General features: G+C 50.5%; 5 protein-coding genes. 2 read left to right on the top strand and 3 right to left on the bottom strand.

Going from position 1 to position 18,218, the window contains the following annotated elements; all coding sequences use genetic code 11:
* Positions 1 to 91: 91 nt before the first annotated feature.
* From NKT06_RS04120 to NKT06_RS04110, 3 genes are read right to left on the bottom strand one after another with little or no spacing between them, the layout of a single operon-like run.
* Positions 92 to 7,783 (bottom strand): S-layer homology domain-containing protein, encoded by a 7,692-nt coding sequence (locus NKT06_RS04120; RefSeq protein ID WP_253430279.1) that lies wholly within the window; start codon positions 7,781 to 7,783, stop codon positions 92 to 94.
* A 21-nt stretch (positions 7,784 to 7,804) separates the two neighbouring features.
* Entirely contained in the window at positions 7,805 to 12,970 is a 5,166-nt protein-coding gene (locus tag NKT06_RS04115) for a hypothetical protein (RefSeq protein WP_253430276.1), read from the bottom strand.
* A gap of 23 nt (positions 12,971 to 12,993) precedes the next feature.
* Positions 12,994 to 13,704, bottom strand: a complete 711-nt coding sequence (locus tag NKT06_RS04110) for a S1 family peptidase (RefSeq protein ID WP_253430273.1) — start codon at positions 13,702 to 13,704, stop codon at positions 12,994 to 12,996.
* 240 nt (positions 13,705 to 13,944) lie between these two features.
* On the opposite strand from NKT06_RS04110, the gene NKT06_RS31845 reads away from it, so the two are divergent.
* Together NKT06_RS31845 and NKT06_RS04100 are read left to right on the top strand one after the other, a co-directional pair.
* Positions 13,945 to 17,076: an ATP-binding protein gene (locus tag NKT06_RS31845; protein WP_253430271.1), complete on the top strand. Its 3,132-nt coding sequence runs from the start codon at positions 13,945 to 13,947 to the stop codon at positions 17,074 to 17,076.
* Positions 17,073 to 18,191: a response regulator gene (locus NKT06_RS04100; protein WP_253430268.1), complete on the top strand. Its 1,119-nt coding sequence runs from the start codon at positions 17,073 to 17,075 to the stop codon at positions 18,189 to 18,191. Before NKT06_RS31845 ends, NKT06_RS04100 begins: the two co-directional genes overlap by 4 nt.
* Positions 18,192 to 18,218 lie beyond the last annotated feature (27 nt).

Below are 18,218 nucleotides of genomic sequence, written 5' to 3'. Positions count from 1 at the left end.
AATAACTTCCTCCTAAAAAAGGTACAAAAAAGCCCGAAAGTCGTGATGACTTTCGGGCTTTTTCCAGTTCAAAACAACAACTTCTTCATGTTTACAGCAAATCCAGCTCCACAAGCAATCTGCGGACAAGAGTCGCCATCTCGGCACGAGTTACCGGAGCTTTGGGCTCAAGTGTCGTTGCCGATTTGCCTTGAATCAGACCCAGCTTCACTGCTTGTGCGGCACTGTCTTTGGCCCAATCAGACAACGTTGATGTATCGGTATAACCTTCAAGGCTATTAGCTGCACTACTCGCAGCTGGCGCAGTATGTCCTGCCATCTCGTATGCACGGATCAGCATGACCATCACTTGCTCGCGAGTCATGGCATCCTGTGGACCGAAACGGTTACCGCTGTAGCCCGTCATCAAGCCGTAGGCAGTTGCAGTCTGCACCACATCGTTGTACCAATCCGCTGACTTAACATCTGCGAATGGTGAACTTGCACCTTTGTCTGGCTTCAGTCCAAAGGCCCTCACCATCAATGCAGCAAGCTCTGCCCGAGTCATGCTGCGCGAAGGCTCATAGCGGGCAGATGACACGCCATTTACAACCAGACGCGATGCCAGATCGTGAACAGCTTCGCTTGCCCAGTGACTCTTCATGTCGCTAAACGAAGCGATATATCGGATCGGCAAGTATACGCTGTTGGTCATACTGCTAACGATGGCAACCATCCGGCCTTCCCGCACCTCGAAGCGTGTAGGCACATGCCGCAAGCTTCCATCAGTATCAAGAACAACCACGGTCGATACGGAACGCTCGTCCTCTCCGACGGGCAAATAAAGCTCTTTCGTGGTCATTTTCAAAAGCTTATCGATCGCGACTGACTTGGTACCATCACTCGCCGTCATGTTGAAGGCAACCGGGGTTCCTCTTGGGATCGTGCGTCCTTCATTAGCAAGCTTTGCAGCAAGCTGTTCGTATGCCTGATCCGGTTTGCCTACATTCAAGCTTACTTTGATATCCTCGGCCTTTTGCGCCGGGAACGCTGCTTCGAGTGCCTTCAGATCGATGGCATTCCAATCCAAACGGTAGCTGCCCCAATCGCTTTCCAAATCCAACGAAATGTTTTTGGCAGCGAGTTGTTTAATAAGTTCAGCATCCAGTTCGAAGCGCAGTTGCTCTAGTTGGCCCGCAACATGCAGACCGATTCGCTGTCCTTGCTTGGCTGCATCAAGCAGCGCTTCCCGAACAGGATGAGCAACCACAGTTGGACCACTTACGCCTGGTGTGACATCGACCAACAACAATCCTTCCTTCTGTACTCCATCTAGTTCCAGCGGTATCTTCATGTCTTTACCTCCAACGGCACTATCGATGGCTACGCCACCCACCGTCAATGGACCTACAGGCACGTTCGATGCCGGCGGTTTGCTGCCGCCTGAGCTTGGCTCGCTTGGTTCCACGCTTGAAGAAATTCGCTCATTCACCTTCACGGCAGCAGAGGAGGCTGTTGCAAGTTTCGGCTCACTGATTGTACGTTTGGCGATAACAACCCACTCGCCTGGTTTTGCTTTGATAATTTTGTCGGAAGGCAGCGTGTTCCATCCACTGATATCCTGTTCAAACGTTGGCAGCATGGCTTGGGATTTGTCCACAAAGATGCGGTACGCTAGTTCACTTCCAACCATGTTACCTTTGTGTCCGGCAGCGCTGATCGAGACACGTGTCTCTCCCTTTTTGCCCGTTCCGATTGTGGATGCTTTCATCGTATCCATGTAATCCGGTGGCGCAGCTCCCGTCTTCGGTGCAACAACGGATACGATATCCGTCGTGCTAAGCTCCGTACCTTGCCATGCATAATCGGCCTGGATTAAAGCAGCTCCAACACGTTTTCCGTCAAGAAGTCCATCATCTTGAACGGCTGCATTCGCTTCACCCATAACCACACTGTAGGTGATGCTCTCGTTGTCTACCAGTTCACGAGTCCCATCCGTATACTCCACATAAGTCTGAACCGCAGCTTGTTCTCCACCAGCAACAAGTTCTTCCGGCATAACCAGTTTTAGTCTGCGCGGCAGCTTGAAGTCGCCGTTCAGTACCTCGACAACGGCAGAGTTCACATTGCCTGCCGCGTCCTCGGTTTTAATTCGGAGACGGGTCTTCATGCGGTTCGTATCAATCGGCACCTCATGCTTAAAGACTCCATTCTCGTCCGGTTTGAACTGTGCCAATTCTTGATCACTATCGGCATCCGTTACGGTAACTTGGGCATCGGTCATTGTTGTGCCCTCTACGAGCGCAACACCTCCCTGTGCCCGATCCCCTTGTGAAGGCGAATCCAGATAGATCATCGGAGCCGTCGTATCAATCGTAATGTACAGCATCGTGACTGACGTATCCCCTGTGCTGGTATTCCGAGCTTTGAGCTGGACGGCGTATACACCATCTACCTCAAAGTTGAACTTCAACTTGTCTGATGTTGCAAGGTTCGTCGTGCCGAGCGAACCATCGTCCGTCGAAGCCTCTACAACCACGTTTGGCTGATTCGAAGTCACATTCACGGTCACCTGATTCGAACTTGTAACAACCTCGTATTTGTTGTTGACCACTTGTTTGTTATCGAGCGAAAGCACTGGCCCTGTAGGGGCAGGAAGCAGCTTCGACCCACTATACGTTGTAGTGGATAGTCGAAGATTCGTTTGCTCGTCCGAAGCCGGTTTGCGTGCAACCGTAACGCCGATGCGATACGATTTGCCCGGCTCCAGTCCGGAATGGCGTGACTCTGTATCCTCCATGGCAATCGTACCGTCTGTATTGCGCAGCACTTTGCCGTCTGCACCCAGCTTCGGTGTTCCCAGTTTATTCCATCCACCAACGGTCACATGATACTTGCCGTCCTTGAGCGTAGCTTTCAAGTCGGATTCACTATATCCTTCCTCGCCGAACGGGTCATACAGATGTCCTTGCTCATCCGATGCGGTCAGGATATAAGTGAACTCCTCCGCTTCTTCTTCTGCTGTTTTGGTGATCGCCGGGAAGGCGACCTCGAACTGCCCGTTACCGATACTTCTCGTATCCACTACTGGCACGGCGTTCGGAGCAAACGGATCTACAAGAGTATACCCTTCCTGTGATGATAAGACAGAGAATGCCATATCCGTTTTCAGTTCCGTACGCAGATAATATGTCCCTTGTTGCAGCAAACCACGAAGATCTGCTCCGCCGAGGTATGCAATCTTCTTCACGTCAAAGGTCATCTCGCCGGATGCACGACCGTCTACACCAATATCGGCGCTTTCGATCTCTATGCCTTTGGCAATCATGATCCCCGGATCAACGGATTCATCCGGTGTAGGCGTTGCCTGTAAACGGTCCGAAGACAGATACAGATCAACCGTATCTCCAGGCGAAGCGTTGTCCACGGTCCAAGTTGCTGTGAATTGGTCCGCATCCTGTGTATCTACTGCAAGTTCAGTCGAGGACAGTTCCGGAAGTACCGGAATGTTCATCAGTTTGGATTTGACCGATTGACTGGACGTCAGCGTCCAGCTTCCCGTTTTTGCATCTTCCTGTGGAATGGCTACATAGATCCGACGGATATCCGTTCCCTGAAGCTCTTCTTTTTTGGTGACTGCTGAACCGTCGCTCTTCAGATCACCCTCTTTAGGTGCTTTGATAATCTGCTCGAATGCGGTTGCGTTCTTGTCGGTTGCTTCTCCGTACACGATATCGTACGTGCTTCCGTCGTCACGCTTCAGAGTCAGGTTAGGTCTGGTTGTTGTAAAATACTCTAATTCAAGGAGTGCATCCCCTGTCACTCCACTCATCGGGATCACATGCGTTTTCCCTCCATTGGACGTACGAATGCCGCCAATGCCGAGGTTTTGCGAGCTATCCTCGATCATATCAATGCCGTCCCCAACGGCGGTATACCGAATCTCGTAACGCTCAGGTTCCTCATTCTCCCACGAGGTCGCAAGCGTCTCGATTCCCGTTCCGATCTGTAACAGGCGCGGACCCTGTTCTGGATCATTAATCGACAGGTGTGCGAGTGCCTCGTTATCCAATGCCGATCCATCGGTCATGAATGAGATGCCGCCGCCCCAGTAATATTTGATGCCCAGGGTGAGGAATAACAAGGAAATCCCTGCCCACAGTTCATCGTTATTCACGCCTGCACGGGTTCCAAATCCTAAACCGCCGACAACTGGCACGGAACTTGGTATCTGTATTTTGGAGCTAACCATACCTTCAAAATCGACTCGTCCCTTCTCCAGGTTCTCGCCGATAAAGAGGCTGGCGCTGCCCACGATGATATCCCATCCACCGACATCAATCTGTGCCCTGGCTCGGATAAACATCGGGCTGGCCCATTGGGTCTGAACAAGGGCTTCCGTCAACATCGGGATGACTTTGCTGCCTTCACCAAAGCCGAGTTTACCCACCACTTTGAATCCGGTAGCTTTGAGTGTCAGGTCTACACTACCTGAGAAAACAGCTGGCTTCTGTCCCAGCTCCATGTCGATGCCTGCCTCCAGCGTCAGGGGCAAGCGCTCGGTACCACCGGCAATCGTCATCGCAAGTTCACGGATGGCCCCGCGAAGACTTGAGATTTTGGTAGCCGGATTGATCATGATGCCCGGATCAGGAAGGTCCGATCCAAAAGCAATAACGTCCGGAATAATCCGTCCGTCGGGAACCCGTTTGAAGGCAAGTTCCGCACTAATAGAGAACAAGTTCTCCAGTTTGGCCTCGAAGTTAACACCATACGAATTCATGACACCGTATTTATTCGGGTCTTTATAATGCGTAACATTGATACCGCCTTTTACACTATCCTCGGAGTCCGGTTTGAACAAACCAATTCTATTATCCAATTCAAACGCCAGTGAAGAATCGATGCCCACGAAGCCCGATTGGTTGAACATGACGTTGCTTACTTCCCCATTTACAATGAACATCTTCATGGCACCACCGAAAGACACACCATCCTGCCGAAGCACGAAGTCATTGAGTTTCAATCCAAAGCCATTCAGCGAGAAGGTCGGTGTTGAAAACAACGTATGTTTATTAAAGTACACATAGGAGACAAGTAGATTGCGGTATGGATTGAGCGCATCGCCCAGCATACCATTCGCCCATGTCAGGGTGCCGTTCAAGGTAGGGTCTTCTGGATTCCGTCCTTCTTCCCATGCCTGCTCTTCATCCGTCAGCTTCGATTCCGTGCCGAGTGACTTATCGAATCCGTTATAGAAATCAACAGTCCACTCGCCCGAATGGAACACGAATCCACTGTTCGCCACGCTTAGCGTACCGTCTCCCCCTACAAAGAGGGCCTGCAAGAACGGCGTATCCGTATTTGCCCTCAAATCTTTGGCGAGCGGGAAATTCCCTGTTGAGATGGTGAGGTCTTTCCCGCTGTAAGCTACACTCTTGTTGAGAATTGCAGGTTCTGTGTCCGATTGAACCGTGTATTGGGCGTTTGCCCCCGTACCGGACTGCACGATCTTACCGCGTACTTCCAGAACAACCTCCTGCTCGATATCATCATCAAGTCCTTTTTTGAATGTTTCGAATGCTGCTTCATTTTCGAATGTTTGGACCGCATATACCGGAGAAGCTGATGCGTCGATAGCTCCGGCTATATCCAGGGCGGGGTCCAGCTTGCGTGAAGCGGCTACCATTTCCTGCTTGGCAGCAGTGAGCCTCGCCCGATCCTGATCCAGTTTTGTTTTGAACTGCGCGTCCGTCAGGTTACCGTACGTCCATGGCAGCACGCTGGCAAACGTCGCTTTCTCACCAGCACCTGCATTTAGATCTAATTTAGTTTTATATACAGCGAGAATACCCGCTTTGCGAACCATGTTCTCTTCGTTTTCGGTTATTGCAAAGGTCTGGTCTGTCTTAAAGCTCAGCGCTTCGGCCAGCTCGGGGATCGATTTATCCCGATAGTCCACCTGCACGGCATATTCACCCAGCGGCAAGATTGCGTCGTTCAGCACTTCGAGCGTTGTACCGTCCACCTTCACCTTTTCACCACCGCGATACACCAGCTTCAAATCTCCCGCGAACCCGTTGCCAAGCGGCTGGGACGTTACGGATCGGGTCACCGGCACTTTGTAACGATCCCCGTTCTTCACGTTCACCAGATACATGTCAAAGTTAGCAGCAGTAGATGTTGCTTCATTTCCGACATTATATGCAGCAATATTGGACACATTTAGCGTGATGTACTTCTCGTCCTTGCTGTACGCTTCCTCCGGTGACATAGCGTAGACCAACGTCTTTCTTAACTCGCCAACCGGTGGCAGGAAAATAAAACCTGCTCTCGACGATTCATATACTGCACGAATCTCCGATTCCGGGAGCCCTTCGCTCTCGCTAACCGCCGTCTCCAGTTTCTTCTCTGTCTCCGGGCTGCTCACCGTCACCATGTACTGGCGCGTTGAAGGCCAGGCTTTGCCTGTACCCTTTACCCGCCATTTGGCAGCGACAACTTCGCCCGGTTTATACGGAATGAACTCAATGCCCTGTGCCGCTTGTTCCGGTGGAACATCTTTGCGGAAGGTGAGCTTCTGACTCGTTGTATTGAGTTCCTTACCATCTTCATCTACGAAGCTTAACCCATTCTCCAGTGTCAAAGTCACATCAATCTGGCTATGGTTCATGCTGAACATCTCCAGGTTTTCGATCTCCGTGTTCACTTCGAACACGCCGTCATTGACATAACCTGTCTCTTCTTCATTCGTCTCCAGCTTCTGGGTTGGATCAAGGAAACGAACATCGAATACCTTCTCCGGGGATACAATTTCCCCCAAACCGTACACCAGTTCATACGAGTGCTGGCCGCCAGCCTGAATGGTATCAGGTTCCCAGTAGAAAGCTACGGCCGTATCGGCTGTGCCGTAATCATTCGTATCCTGCGTAAAGTCGAGATTCTCGTTCGGTTCATACTCCCATTTCGTTCCAGCGAGATTGGCCCAATGCCCAACCACCATTTCATCAACGATATTAATGCCGCCTTCGAACAAGTTGTTAAATCCATAGGCAATTACATTCGTCGCCAGCGGATTGCTCAGATCAAGCTTGTCCCGCATCACCCAGTAAGGAGGCAATTTATGCAGATTGTAAGCCTGTTCGTCCACGTTTTTGTCATATCCGAGCTTCTCTGGCTCATGAACCAGCTTTCGCTCCACGGTCAGTGGAACGGAATAATTCTGCCCGATCTGGAAGGCCGGGCCGTCATTGCCACCAACCGACGTGTCCAGCAACACGCGTGACCCGATCTCTACCTTGGCATTTGTCGTGTTGTCCACCAGATATTGAACACGCGCATTACCACCCTGATCCTTGTCTTCCTTCAACAGCAAAGTGATCACTTGGCTAATGCGAATGCCTTGCACGGTCCATACGGTAACCAGACTCTGGGTACCGTCACTTCCCGTAACGACCTTCGGAGGCGTAACCTCCGAGGTCCAGTTTGGTGCCATTTTGTAAGGATTACCGAAGATCAGATCCGTTCCGTTAATGCGGAATGTTGTGAACGACGTCTCCGGGTTATCTCCACCAAAGATCATATCCACGCCGTTATCCTTTTTGCGGATCGGCTGGCCATCTTCTGTCCGAATACTGAAGCGCCCACTTGCATTGTCCACTGTTACCTTGATAAATCCGTTCTTAATGGATGTCGTTCCCGCTGAGGAAACGGCCGCTGCCGCGATGTGAAGCGGCAAGACGCTGATCAGCATGACCATGGCCATCAACGTTGCGATTATCCGAATGATTTTGTTTCGTCGCATGGGTGAACCCCTTCCGTTTCTCTAATTGGCCCGATTAACAAGCAGCGTGGAGTATACGCGTTCGCGCTCCTGATTCTGCACAATGATTGTGTACCAGCCTGCTTTGGGCAGTGTTACCTTGAAATCTTTGCTGATCAGTTCCTTATAGGTCACTCGGGTGGCGATGTATTTCATCTGTCCTTCGCGTACCAGACCCGGGAAATAATATATGTCGTACGTGCCCAGTTCGTTCTCCAGCTTGGTTCCTCCTGCAGTCTCGATCGTTCGGAAATTGCTCACATTAAACGTGATGGTACCTGTATTCACAATTGCTGTTTCGGATTCGGTATCCGAGAGCGGAATGCCGTTGGCTGTAACGAACATACCGCCCGTGGAACGAACGAATACCGTTTGCAGCGCATAGCCTGCATTGCCGAGTTGGTCCTTCGCGGTGTAACGAATCGTGTGTTTGCCCGTCACCGTGAGATTCAGTGGTTTCTCCACGTATTGTCCGCCTTCCAGCACGTATTCCGCAGCCGTCACCTGAATCTGCTCCGCAGATGTGAGAGTATCGCTCACTGTGTATCCGCCCAGATCGGTGACCAGATCGAAGCCTGGTTTGTTTTGCAGAACCGTTGTGGAAGCTTTGTTCAGATGGATCGTTGGTGCAGTATTATCGAGACCCGCAATCGTAAAGTTGACCTGTTTCTTGTTACCAAGTACGTCTGAAAGTAAAATCGAATGCTCGCCATTGCTGGCGTAGTCGGCGCTAAAACTCGCTACCGGGGTTGCCCCGGCATAGATCGTATTGCCTTCTACTACAGAAGATGGCATCACAAGACCTACACGCACTTTGCCTTTGGAGTAAGCCTGATCGCCGATCTGTACGAGCTTGCTGTCATCGATAATCTGTCCGTCGTTGTCTACCCGAACCATAGTGATCTCTTCTACAGCCGGGATCGATCCTACCAGAGTTGTAATCGCTTCGGACTCCAGCTTCGCATTATTCCCAGCGGCATCTGCCAGCGAGAAGCGAACCTTGCTACCTGAAGTCAGGACCATGGAAGACTGGTTCGTTCCCGCACTATTGGAGACGACCTGATAATCCTGAACTTGTCCCTGTTTTGGCAGCACTTGCGCCACGATCAGATTAGACGCAATCACATTACTTGTTGTCGGTGCTGCGAAATGGGTGAATTCTCCGTTCGCATTGTATCCGTCACCCGCACTATCCACTACAGCAGTACCGTTACCGTAACGGATTAACGCTTTGAGATCGGGATGATTGTAGTGCATGACAATATCTGCTTCCGGCGGTGTGTTATCAATGTTGCTTACCGTTGCCGTCACACTGCCTGTAAAACCAACTGCATCTTCGTATTCAAACGTAAATTCTCCGTTCTCCCGGAACGTTCTGGAGGATGTCGGCAGGTTCGTGATACGGATCGGTTCACTCGATTGCAGACTTACTTTAACTGTGCCGTTCGTTGCCGCAATTGTGGAATACTTCACGTTCACCATTGGCGGCGTATCATCGAAGTTGGAGACCACAATGAACACGGTTGCTGTATCGCTGCCATCCTTCACGGTGAAGGAGTAGCTTCCGTTGCGGTATATTTTGAATCGTTTGTTCGCCTCCAGCGTTTCCGGTATTTCCGGATTGCTGTTCGTTGGCTTCACGGTCTTGCCATCAACGAGGTCGAACAGGATCTCTTGTCCTTCGTTCTGCCCACCATCTTCTACCTTCTCGCCTCCGCGAACCGGCATGATCTGCTCCAGTGAAGCAAGCCCATAAGCCTGGGCATCCTGAAGCTGAATCTCAGGTGTTACGATATCGCTGATATTGTCATAGTAGCCTTTGAACTTGACCCGAACCTGTGATTTGAGCTGCCCCGAATCGTTCGTATCAACAGGTACACCGACATAGTTCGTGTACGGCAGCCAAGTGCTCCAATTGTCTCCACCGTTGGTGGAAACGGAATAGAAGTACCCTTCCTGTGCCGGCACATCCACCGTCAGTTCCATGATGGCGGTGTACCCGTCATCTCCTGGACCTTCCGTCCGAATCAAACGCGCGCTTCCGACAGGAGGTTCACTGCTCAGATAGAACACGGAGAATAGACCACTTGTGTGGTAAAGCTTACTGTTACCCAAGCTATCGCTGGCATGGACGTACAGACGGTAATTACCATTGTCCTTTTTGTTGTCTACCTGCAATGTGATCAAACGATCCGCAGGCGACACGCTCCAGCCCTTGCCTTCCGGATCTGGTTCCTGTTCGTTTTGCCCGTCAACCACCTTGATCCATTGGTAACGAATGTTCTTGGCTGCAACACCGTTAAAGTCCACCAACGTGTCAGACACATCAATCTGTACCGTCTGCTCTGGCATCGGATACAGGTATCCCTGCGAACCGAATTTCGTGACAGGTGGCAGATGGTCGAATTTGTACTCCTGATAATAGTAGTAATAACGTCCGGTATCCTGCTGTTTGATGCGTACGTGGGCGTACCAGGTCCCGTTCAACGTTTTGTCGGCAGGGAAGCTGTAGCGCTCGGCGGGAACATCCCCCAGCTTTGTTTCCTTCGGTTCATCCTCAAAAGCAACCCATTTGCTGTTGCCCACAGGACGTTCAGAGCTTTCACTGTATTGATATTCAATCGTATCGATCGGTACACCGGCTACGGTGAAGTCGGGTCCGTCATTGATCGCATAAGTGCCCGGATAGGCTTTGAACTTGGTTGAGATGACAAGCACATCGACCGCTTTGGAATCGGCAGTAGCTGAATGGCCTGCCACATCCTCGGCTTTGGCATACAGTTCGTATTGTCCACCTTTGGAGATCGCTGGATCATTCAATGTTGATATCTCAGCTTCACCTTGTGCGTTCAGCTCGGCATCCTGCCACCCGGAAGCGACAGGTGTCTTGCCCACGGCCACGAACTGGTATTGCACCTTGTTATTTTTAATAGAAGAAGTCGGATCAGCGGCCTTAACCGTAATCTTCACATTGTCGGAGTTATTGTCCACGATATTCGCAACCTCGATGGTTGGATCGTCATTGTCAATCTTCAACAGGCCGACATGGTACGACCAATTGGAATCATCCTGTTTGAAATCGGCCAAAGGCCACTGTACTATGTTGCCGTAATCGGACAGATTCGGCAGAATGCTTGAGCGATAATATTCCTCCAACTCAGCAGGTGTCGCATCCGGATGTTGGGCAAGGTAAGCTGCACGTTCGTTACTACCTTTGTCATATTGCATCCGCTGACGAGCCGAGTCCCAGCTCATGTCCGCAGTCCATGTATGCAAATACCAGTTCCCGTTCAAACCTGTGCCGTCATCCGGCAGTTCTACCTTCACGCCATTCTGCCCGGCAGACAGTACAACGTCCTGGAAACCAGATGTATACAACTCTTCAGAAGGCTGCTTCTGCGTCAGAGAATACCGTTTCACTGCGGCAAAATTGTCGTTTTGCCCGGCGAAGGGATCATTCGGACTCTGGTTCAGCACATAATAAACGAGCCCTGAACCACTGCCTGGACGGAACAATCCTTTGCTCGTCTGACCGTTCAAGTCCGGATCGAATGCATTGATCGTGAATGATCCATTTCCTACGTATTGTCCTTCGGGAATAATCTCTCCGTCCTGATTTTCATAGACAAAATTCACTTCAGGTGCCGTATTGTCCACCGACAATCCAGCCCAATCAATCTTCTTAACCGGCTCAGTGAGCACGTTACCGGCATAATCCGTCAGCGCTTTCCCGTCACCAGGATTGCTGGCATGCTCCAAGGCAGCTGTCTCCAGCAACGACGTTTCGATACTCTTGCCTTCCGGCACCATCATACGGAACGTCCATGTATTCGTGTTCTGGCCGCCGACATATGCGGCGGTTAAGCCATTGGCAAACTTGAGTCGTGTATCCTCGGTCGGGGTAAACGCGCTGATCACCTGTTCGTTGAGGTACACGGTAAAATCAACAACGTCGCTCTTGTTCAGTACAAGTCCCGTTAGTACTTCAGGCTGTACGCCATTGCGGGATGCCGAGTACTGCGGTACGCGCGCGTCGATAATGGTACGGAACGTGCCGCCCGGGTTGGCATTATCGGCAAAAGGAACTGTCCCGATGCCATTAAATGCTGCAACGGGATTACCTGCACCATCAATGAAGCCAGCCGCATTCATTCGTTCCAGCAATGTTGGTCGGTCCTCCTCGGAGGGCGCGATCAGACGCTTTGGATCAATCGGAATGTTGCCTGTACTGTCATTCAATGCAGCCTGATAACGAAAGTTGAATGTGGAGCGTGCATGACTGTTCAAATCTAGTCCACCCTGCGCAAAGTCACTGTATCCGCTATCAGCGCTCGTTAGATAATAAACGGACGGATCGAAGCCGTCTCCACCCGGATTACTGAACAGTTCCGTACGCATGAAGCTGAATTTGCCATCAATCCGGTCAGAGGCATTCTCTGCAGAATCTGGAAAAACCGGCTCGCTGAAGTTCAGCGCCAGGTTAAGGTTACTTCCTTGCTTCAGGAACAATTCATTCTTTTGTACTGCCGGATCGTCATTGAATCGAACTGCCCCGGTATGGGTCAGTGTATTGCCGTTGTATGTAGGAGGTGTGATGTCGGCGAAATACAGTTCAATGTCACTTGCACTTTCAATAACTCCTCCTCCAATGTCTATCTCGATCGTATCGTTGGGACCAAAAGTGATCCATGATGAGTTCACTGAACTTTTGGTGGTAACGCTGAATTTAGAAACACCATTGATATTTACAGAGACTACGCCACTGAAACCAAACATAGTCTCCATAGAGCCAATCTTAAAGAGCATTCTGGCCTGTCCACCTTCGGCCAATCGTCGAAGTGATGGATTCGCAGCAACCGAAATCTTGGCGACCAACTGACCAGGTAAGCTCATTTTGAGATAGCTTGCATTCAGTACATCTACATTGCTCTTCTTCGTTGAAGTTCCCGGGGCGCCAGCGGCAAATATGCCAAAGCTGTTCGCCTCAAACTTTTTGATGTTATTGTTCCAGGAGGACATATCTTCCCGATTAATGATCTTACCTCCGCCGTTCGGAATATAAATATCCGTATACTCCGCAGCTGCGGAAACGGTCGGCAGTTGTGGCCAGCTCACAGACGTCAACGTCAGCAAAGCGGCAAGCAGGCAGAGTGATAACTTTTTGAACATGCAGAGATTCCCCTTTTTTCCCGTTATGTATTGGACTTCTTCATCAGCTTGCGAATATCTTCGATCGTTACACAGATATGAATGCCATTCATTGTCCGGAACGAACCGGAGATCAATCCGATCACGCGACCCTCTTCGTTCAACAAAGGACCACCCGACATGCCTGCGGACACCTGCGCGGAAGTCAGCAGGCGAATAACATCGTTCACCTCAGCGGTTGGTGCATTCACGATGCCCTCCGTAATGATCTTGCCATCCTTCAGCGGATATCCGATTGCGAACGATCGTTGCCCATATCTTGCAGGCTGCTTGTCCCCTGACAGAGTAAGTGCCGGACGTTTCGTGCTATCCTGCACAGACAGCATAGCTACATCGGTATCCGTGTCAGCACTCAGAACCTTAATCTTTTGGATGGAACCATCTTCAAATACCGCTTCGAAAGACACCCCGTCCTTCACAACATGGGCTGCTGTAAGTGCATGACTATTCCCGATTAGAAAACCGGTACCTACCGTTTTGAGCGTCCCGTCCTTGCGATACGCTTTCAAGTAAAAGACAGCTTGCGCCGCCGACTGGTACACTTTCTCAGCTCCCGATACAGCAACTTTTTCAGTTCCGGCCGCTTTTGCGACAGATGAACCCGTATATCCATTCAGACACGCCACAGCAATCAGTACGGCCAGCATGCCAATCATCCGCCGCCGCAAACGCCAAGATGTGATGTTTCTCTCCATTCACTCAACTCCATCAGCCCATAGTCATGCAAAGATAGGTCTTTCGATGCTATTTCTGTACCCGTTCGACATATCTTGCTTCCGCATTATAATGGATCACAATAAACAAACAATAAACAGAAAAAATTGTCGAAATATGATTGCACCCCCCAGAGATATTCGCTACAATGCCGATAGAATACAAGAGATTTTGTCCGCATCTACCAATGGATCGAACAACCTCTAAAGGAGCAGCATTTCGTGTTATTAAAAATTTCAGGCGTTGTCCTGACTGTTGTAGTCGCTGTTACCGTACTGCTCCTGTCAACAATTAGAGAACCCCAATCTGCGGCTCTTCATGCCCGTCAAGGTGTTATGGACCTATCGGACTGGAACCCGCAACAAGACGAGCGGATCAAGCTGGACGGTGAGTGGGAATTTTACTGGAACAAGCTGCTTCCTGTTGAATCTGCAACTCCGAATCAGGTTGGTCCAACAAAAGCACCCGATGCATATGCAAAGGTTCCCGGTTCATGGAATCGAATTAAAATGGACGGCGAACGACTGCCAACCCACGGCTTCGCCACGTATCGACTGGTGCTCCGAAATGTACCTTTTGAGGGAACGTTGGCTATCAAAAAAATGAACATTCGTTTTGCCAGCGAAATCTATATCAATGGCAACAAGCTACTGGAAGACGGACATGCCGTGGAGAAATCAGCGGGATATCGACCAGGAAACTCCCCCCAGATCGGCTTTTTCCCTTATCATGGCGGTGACATTGAGATTCTGATCCGGGTGGCTAATTATGATTACACGGACGCTGGCATTCCGGGGCCACTCTTTTTCGGCGAACAAGCAGCCATGCTGAAAAAACATCAAATCAGCACAGCCGTTGAATTCGGCACGCTTGCTGTACTGGCGACCATTTCGATCATATTCCTCATCAGTTACCTGGGGTCTGCGCTCTACCGAAACAGAGACGATTCCCTGTTGCTGCTTGGTCTAATCTGTCTGCTGTATGCACTCTATAACGGCATGATCAGCGAACGCGTGTTATCCATGGTGAACACCGAAATTTCCTTTAGCACGCTCTATAAATTAAAAGATTTCTGCTCCGTTGCATGTCTGGGTCTGCTGACCTTTTACTTCTATCGATTCAAAACAGGCATCCTGTCCGGTCTGCTTACAACGGTAATCCTGGTTATCTTCGGAGCTTATTTATGCATGGTCGCGCTCCTGCCTATTTCCATCTATGGGCTGGCTGCGCCTTACGTTGTCGTTATGTACACGTTGATGCTGCTCTGGTTGTTATATCAATGCGCATCACAGTTTCTGACGAGTGAGAAGGGTGATCGGCTGTCCACTTTTCTGTGGTACGCGGCTCTCTTAAGCATCATGCTGTATTGTCTGGACATTAATCTCTTCTCGATCTCGCTCAAGGAAAACATGAATATCGGGCAGGCTTCCATTGTCCTGTTCAGCATCCTGATGCTGTTTCTGGCGGTACTTCGGTTCTTCGAGGCTTATCGTACAGTCCGTGCGCTCAAAGATCAGTTGCTCTTGCTGGATAAGGTTAAAGATGACTTCCTGTCGAACACCTCGCATGAGCTCAAAACACCGCTGAATGCCATTGTGAACATCAGTGAGAGCCTGCTCAAAGGTGCCGAAGGTCCGCTTACCGACGAACAGGCGCATAACCTGGCGATTGTGACGGGAAGCGGCAGACGATTAACCTATTTGGTCGATGAATTGCTGGATTATTCAAAAATGAAACATGGCGACATCCCGCTCCACCGATCTTCAACCGATCTGTACTCGTTTGTCGAATCGGTCATGCGTATGCACTCCTTCCTGCTTGGCGCGAAAAAGGTGGAACTCATGAACCACATCCCGGCGCATTTCCCGCCGATCTATGCCGACGGCAACCGATTGATTCAAATTTTGCATAATCTGATCGGTAATGCCGTCAAGTTCACGGAACATGGTACGGTTAGCATCCGTGCTGCCGTTGTTCAAGGCAAAGCGGAAATCCGCATAATGGACACCGGTCGTGGCATCGGCAAGGACAAGCTGGAGCATATCTTCCTGCCGTTCGAGCAGGAAGCAGATACGGGGCCAGTCGTTGCTGGAGGCACCGGTCTTGGACTAAGCATTACACGCAAGCTGGTAGAGCTGCATGGAGGAACCATTTATGCGGAATCGGTACCTGGCATGGGGGCCACGTTCATCCTGACTTTTCCACTGGCAGATGGCAAAGGTGAGAAACGATCCAACGTCAAGCCAATTACCATAGCTCCAACAAGTCATGGTAATCAGCTACTTAGGTTCGAAGAACCAACGATTGTGGAAGGGCATCTCAACGAATGGATCATCGTTGTGGACGACGACTCGGCTAATTTACAGACCATAGTGAATCTCTTGAAGTTGGAAGGCTACAGTTATGCGGTAACCTCACGTTCCCCTTCTGTACTGGAACTGCTCGACCAGCTTCCTGCCGTGCATCTGGTCATTGCCGACATTATGATGCCGGACATGTCGGGTTACGAATTGCTGGAACGGATCAGGGAACGCTACTCTCCTTCCGAGCTTCCCGTGCTTATGCTGACGGCGAGTAATAAAGCCAATCAGTTGAAGCTGGCCTTGGAGAAAGGTGCCAATGATTTCGTATCAAAACCATTTGAATCAGAGGAATTGCTGGCACGAATCGGCAGTTTGACCCGGATGAAAACGTCTGTTCAAGCCGCGCGAGATGCCGAGATCTCCTTTTTGCGGTCACAGATGAACCCGCACTTTCTGTATAACGCTCTGAATGCTATTGCCGAATTGTGTGTGGATGCGCCGAATCGGGCAGAACAATTGATTTTGCAATTATCGAGTTACTTAAGGCGCAGTGTGCACTTCAAACATCTGGACTCCAAAACCAGCCTGATGAACGAACTGGAGATGATCGAAGCATACGTTGCCATTGAGCAGGCACGCTTTGGCTCACGGCTGGAGGTCATTATCGATGTGGATGCGGACGTGAACCGAAACATGGACATTCCGCCCCTCACGTTGCAACCCCTGATTGAAAACGCCATTCGGCACGGACTGATGTCCAGCATTCGCGGTGGTCGCGTCATGTTGTCCATTCGTAATCTGAATGATACGGAAACACGTTTCTCTATCGAGGACAACGGAATCGGCATAACCAAGCAAAGAATGGAGGAAATTCGGCAATCTACGGACGGCAGTAATGGCGTGGGAATATGGAATATCTCCAGCCGGTTGAACCTGCTGTATGGCAGACACCTTCAGATGGAAAGTCTGGACGGCGAGGGAACGCGCATTACATTTGATCTTCCTAATCAACGTATAAGCACAGATGGGAACGGGGGTTATGAAACATGATAAAAGTCATTATCGTGGATGACGAGGATCTGTCGCTCAAGCGACTGAATCGTATTTTGACAGAAAGCGGAGAAGTTGAAGTATGTCGTGCGTTTCACGATCCGGAGGAAGCCTGTGAATATGCGGGAGAAAATAGCTTCGATGCAGCATTTCTGGACATAACGATGCCTCGCATTTCGGGTATGCACCTCATTGGTGAATTGCGTAAACATCACCCTTCGCTTCCCATCGTGCTGGTGACCGGATATGAGGAATATGCGGTGCAGGCCTTCGACAAAGAGGTGATCGATTACGTTATCAAGCCGGTCACGGCAGAGCGACTGAACCGCAGCATCAAGCGGTTGCAGGACAAGCTTCACAAGTCCGTGACAACGCCTGAGCCAGCGGTACCTGAACCCAAATTGAACGTTCGTCTGTTCGGTGAATTTACCGTGTTCGGTGGAGCCGGAGTAGACAGCCCCATCAAGCTTAGAACGCCCAAAACGGAAGAGTTACTCGCCTTCTTGCTGTATACCAAATCGACCACCCGCGATGCGCTGGCCGATACGTTGTGGAAGGACCTCAGTCCGCAGAAGGCCTGGACGAACATCAATTCCACACTTTACTACGTACGACGTGCGATCGGGGACAACAGTGACGTACCAATTATTCTCAAGGACCGAAATGGCATCCGTATCGACCGGGAAGCGATCAACTGTGATCTGTACGAGTTCGAGGTTTTGTTCCGGCAAATGCGTCAGGCCTCGGTACATCGCCCCGAGCTCTTCGAGCGGATGGACACGTTGTATACGGGTGAACTCCTGAAAGGAAGGCACTATGAGTGGGCTTTCGCTTGGTCCAGACAGCTGGAACTGGATTTCATTATGACGATGGAAACTGCTGCCCACTATCACGCGAAGGCAGGCGAGCCGTTACGGGCGCTGTATTATTTTGAACGGATCCTCCAGATTGATTCAATTCGAGAAGATATTCATCGTGAGATCATCCTGTTGTATCTATCCCTTGGACGAAGAACCGAAGCGCAGCGACAGTATCTGGTTCTGGAGGAATTGCTCAAAGAGGAACTTGGCTCCAGTCCGGCAGCGGATATCAAACATCTGCTGCTGCAGTCATGAAAATATTAAGAAAGCCCAAGCTTTGGC

Source organism: Paenibacillus sp. 1781tsa1, assembly GCF_024159265.1.
In the GTDB taxonomy this organism is placed as follows: Bacteria; Bacillota; Bacilli; order Paenibacillales; family Paenibacillaceae; genus Paenibacillus.
The sequence above is the reverse complement of the archived record's forward strand: the minus strand, read 5'-3'. Positions and strand labels throughout refer to the sequence as shown.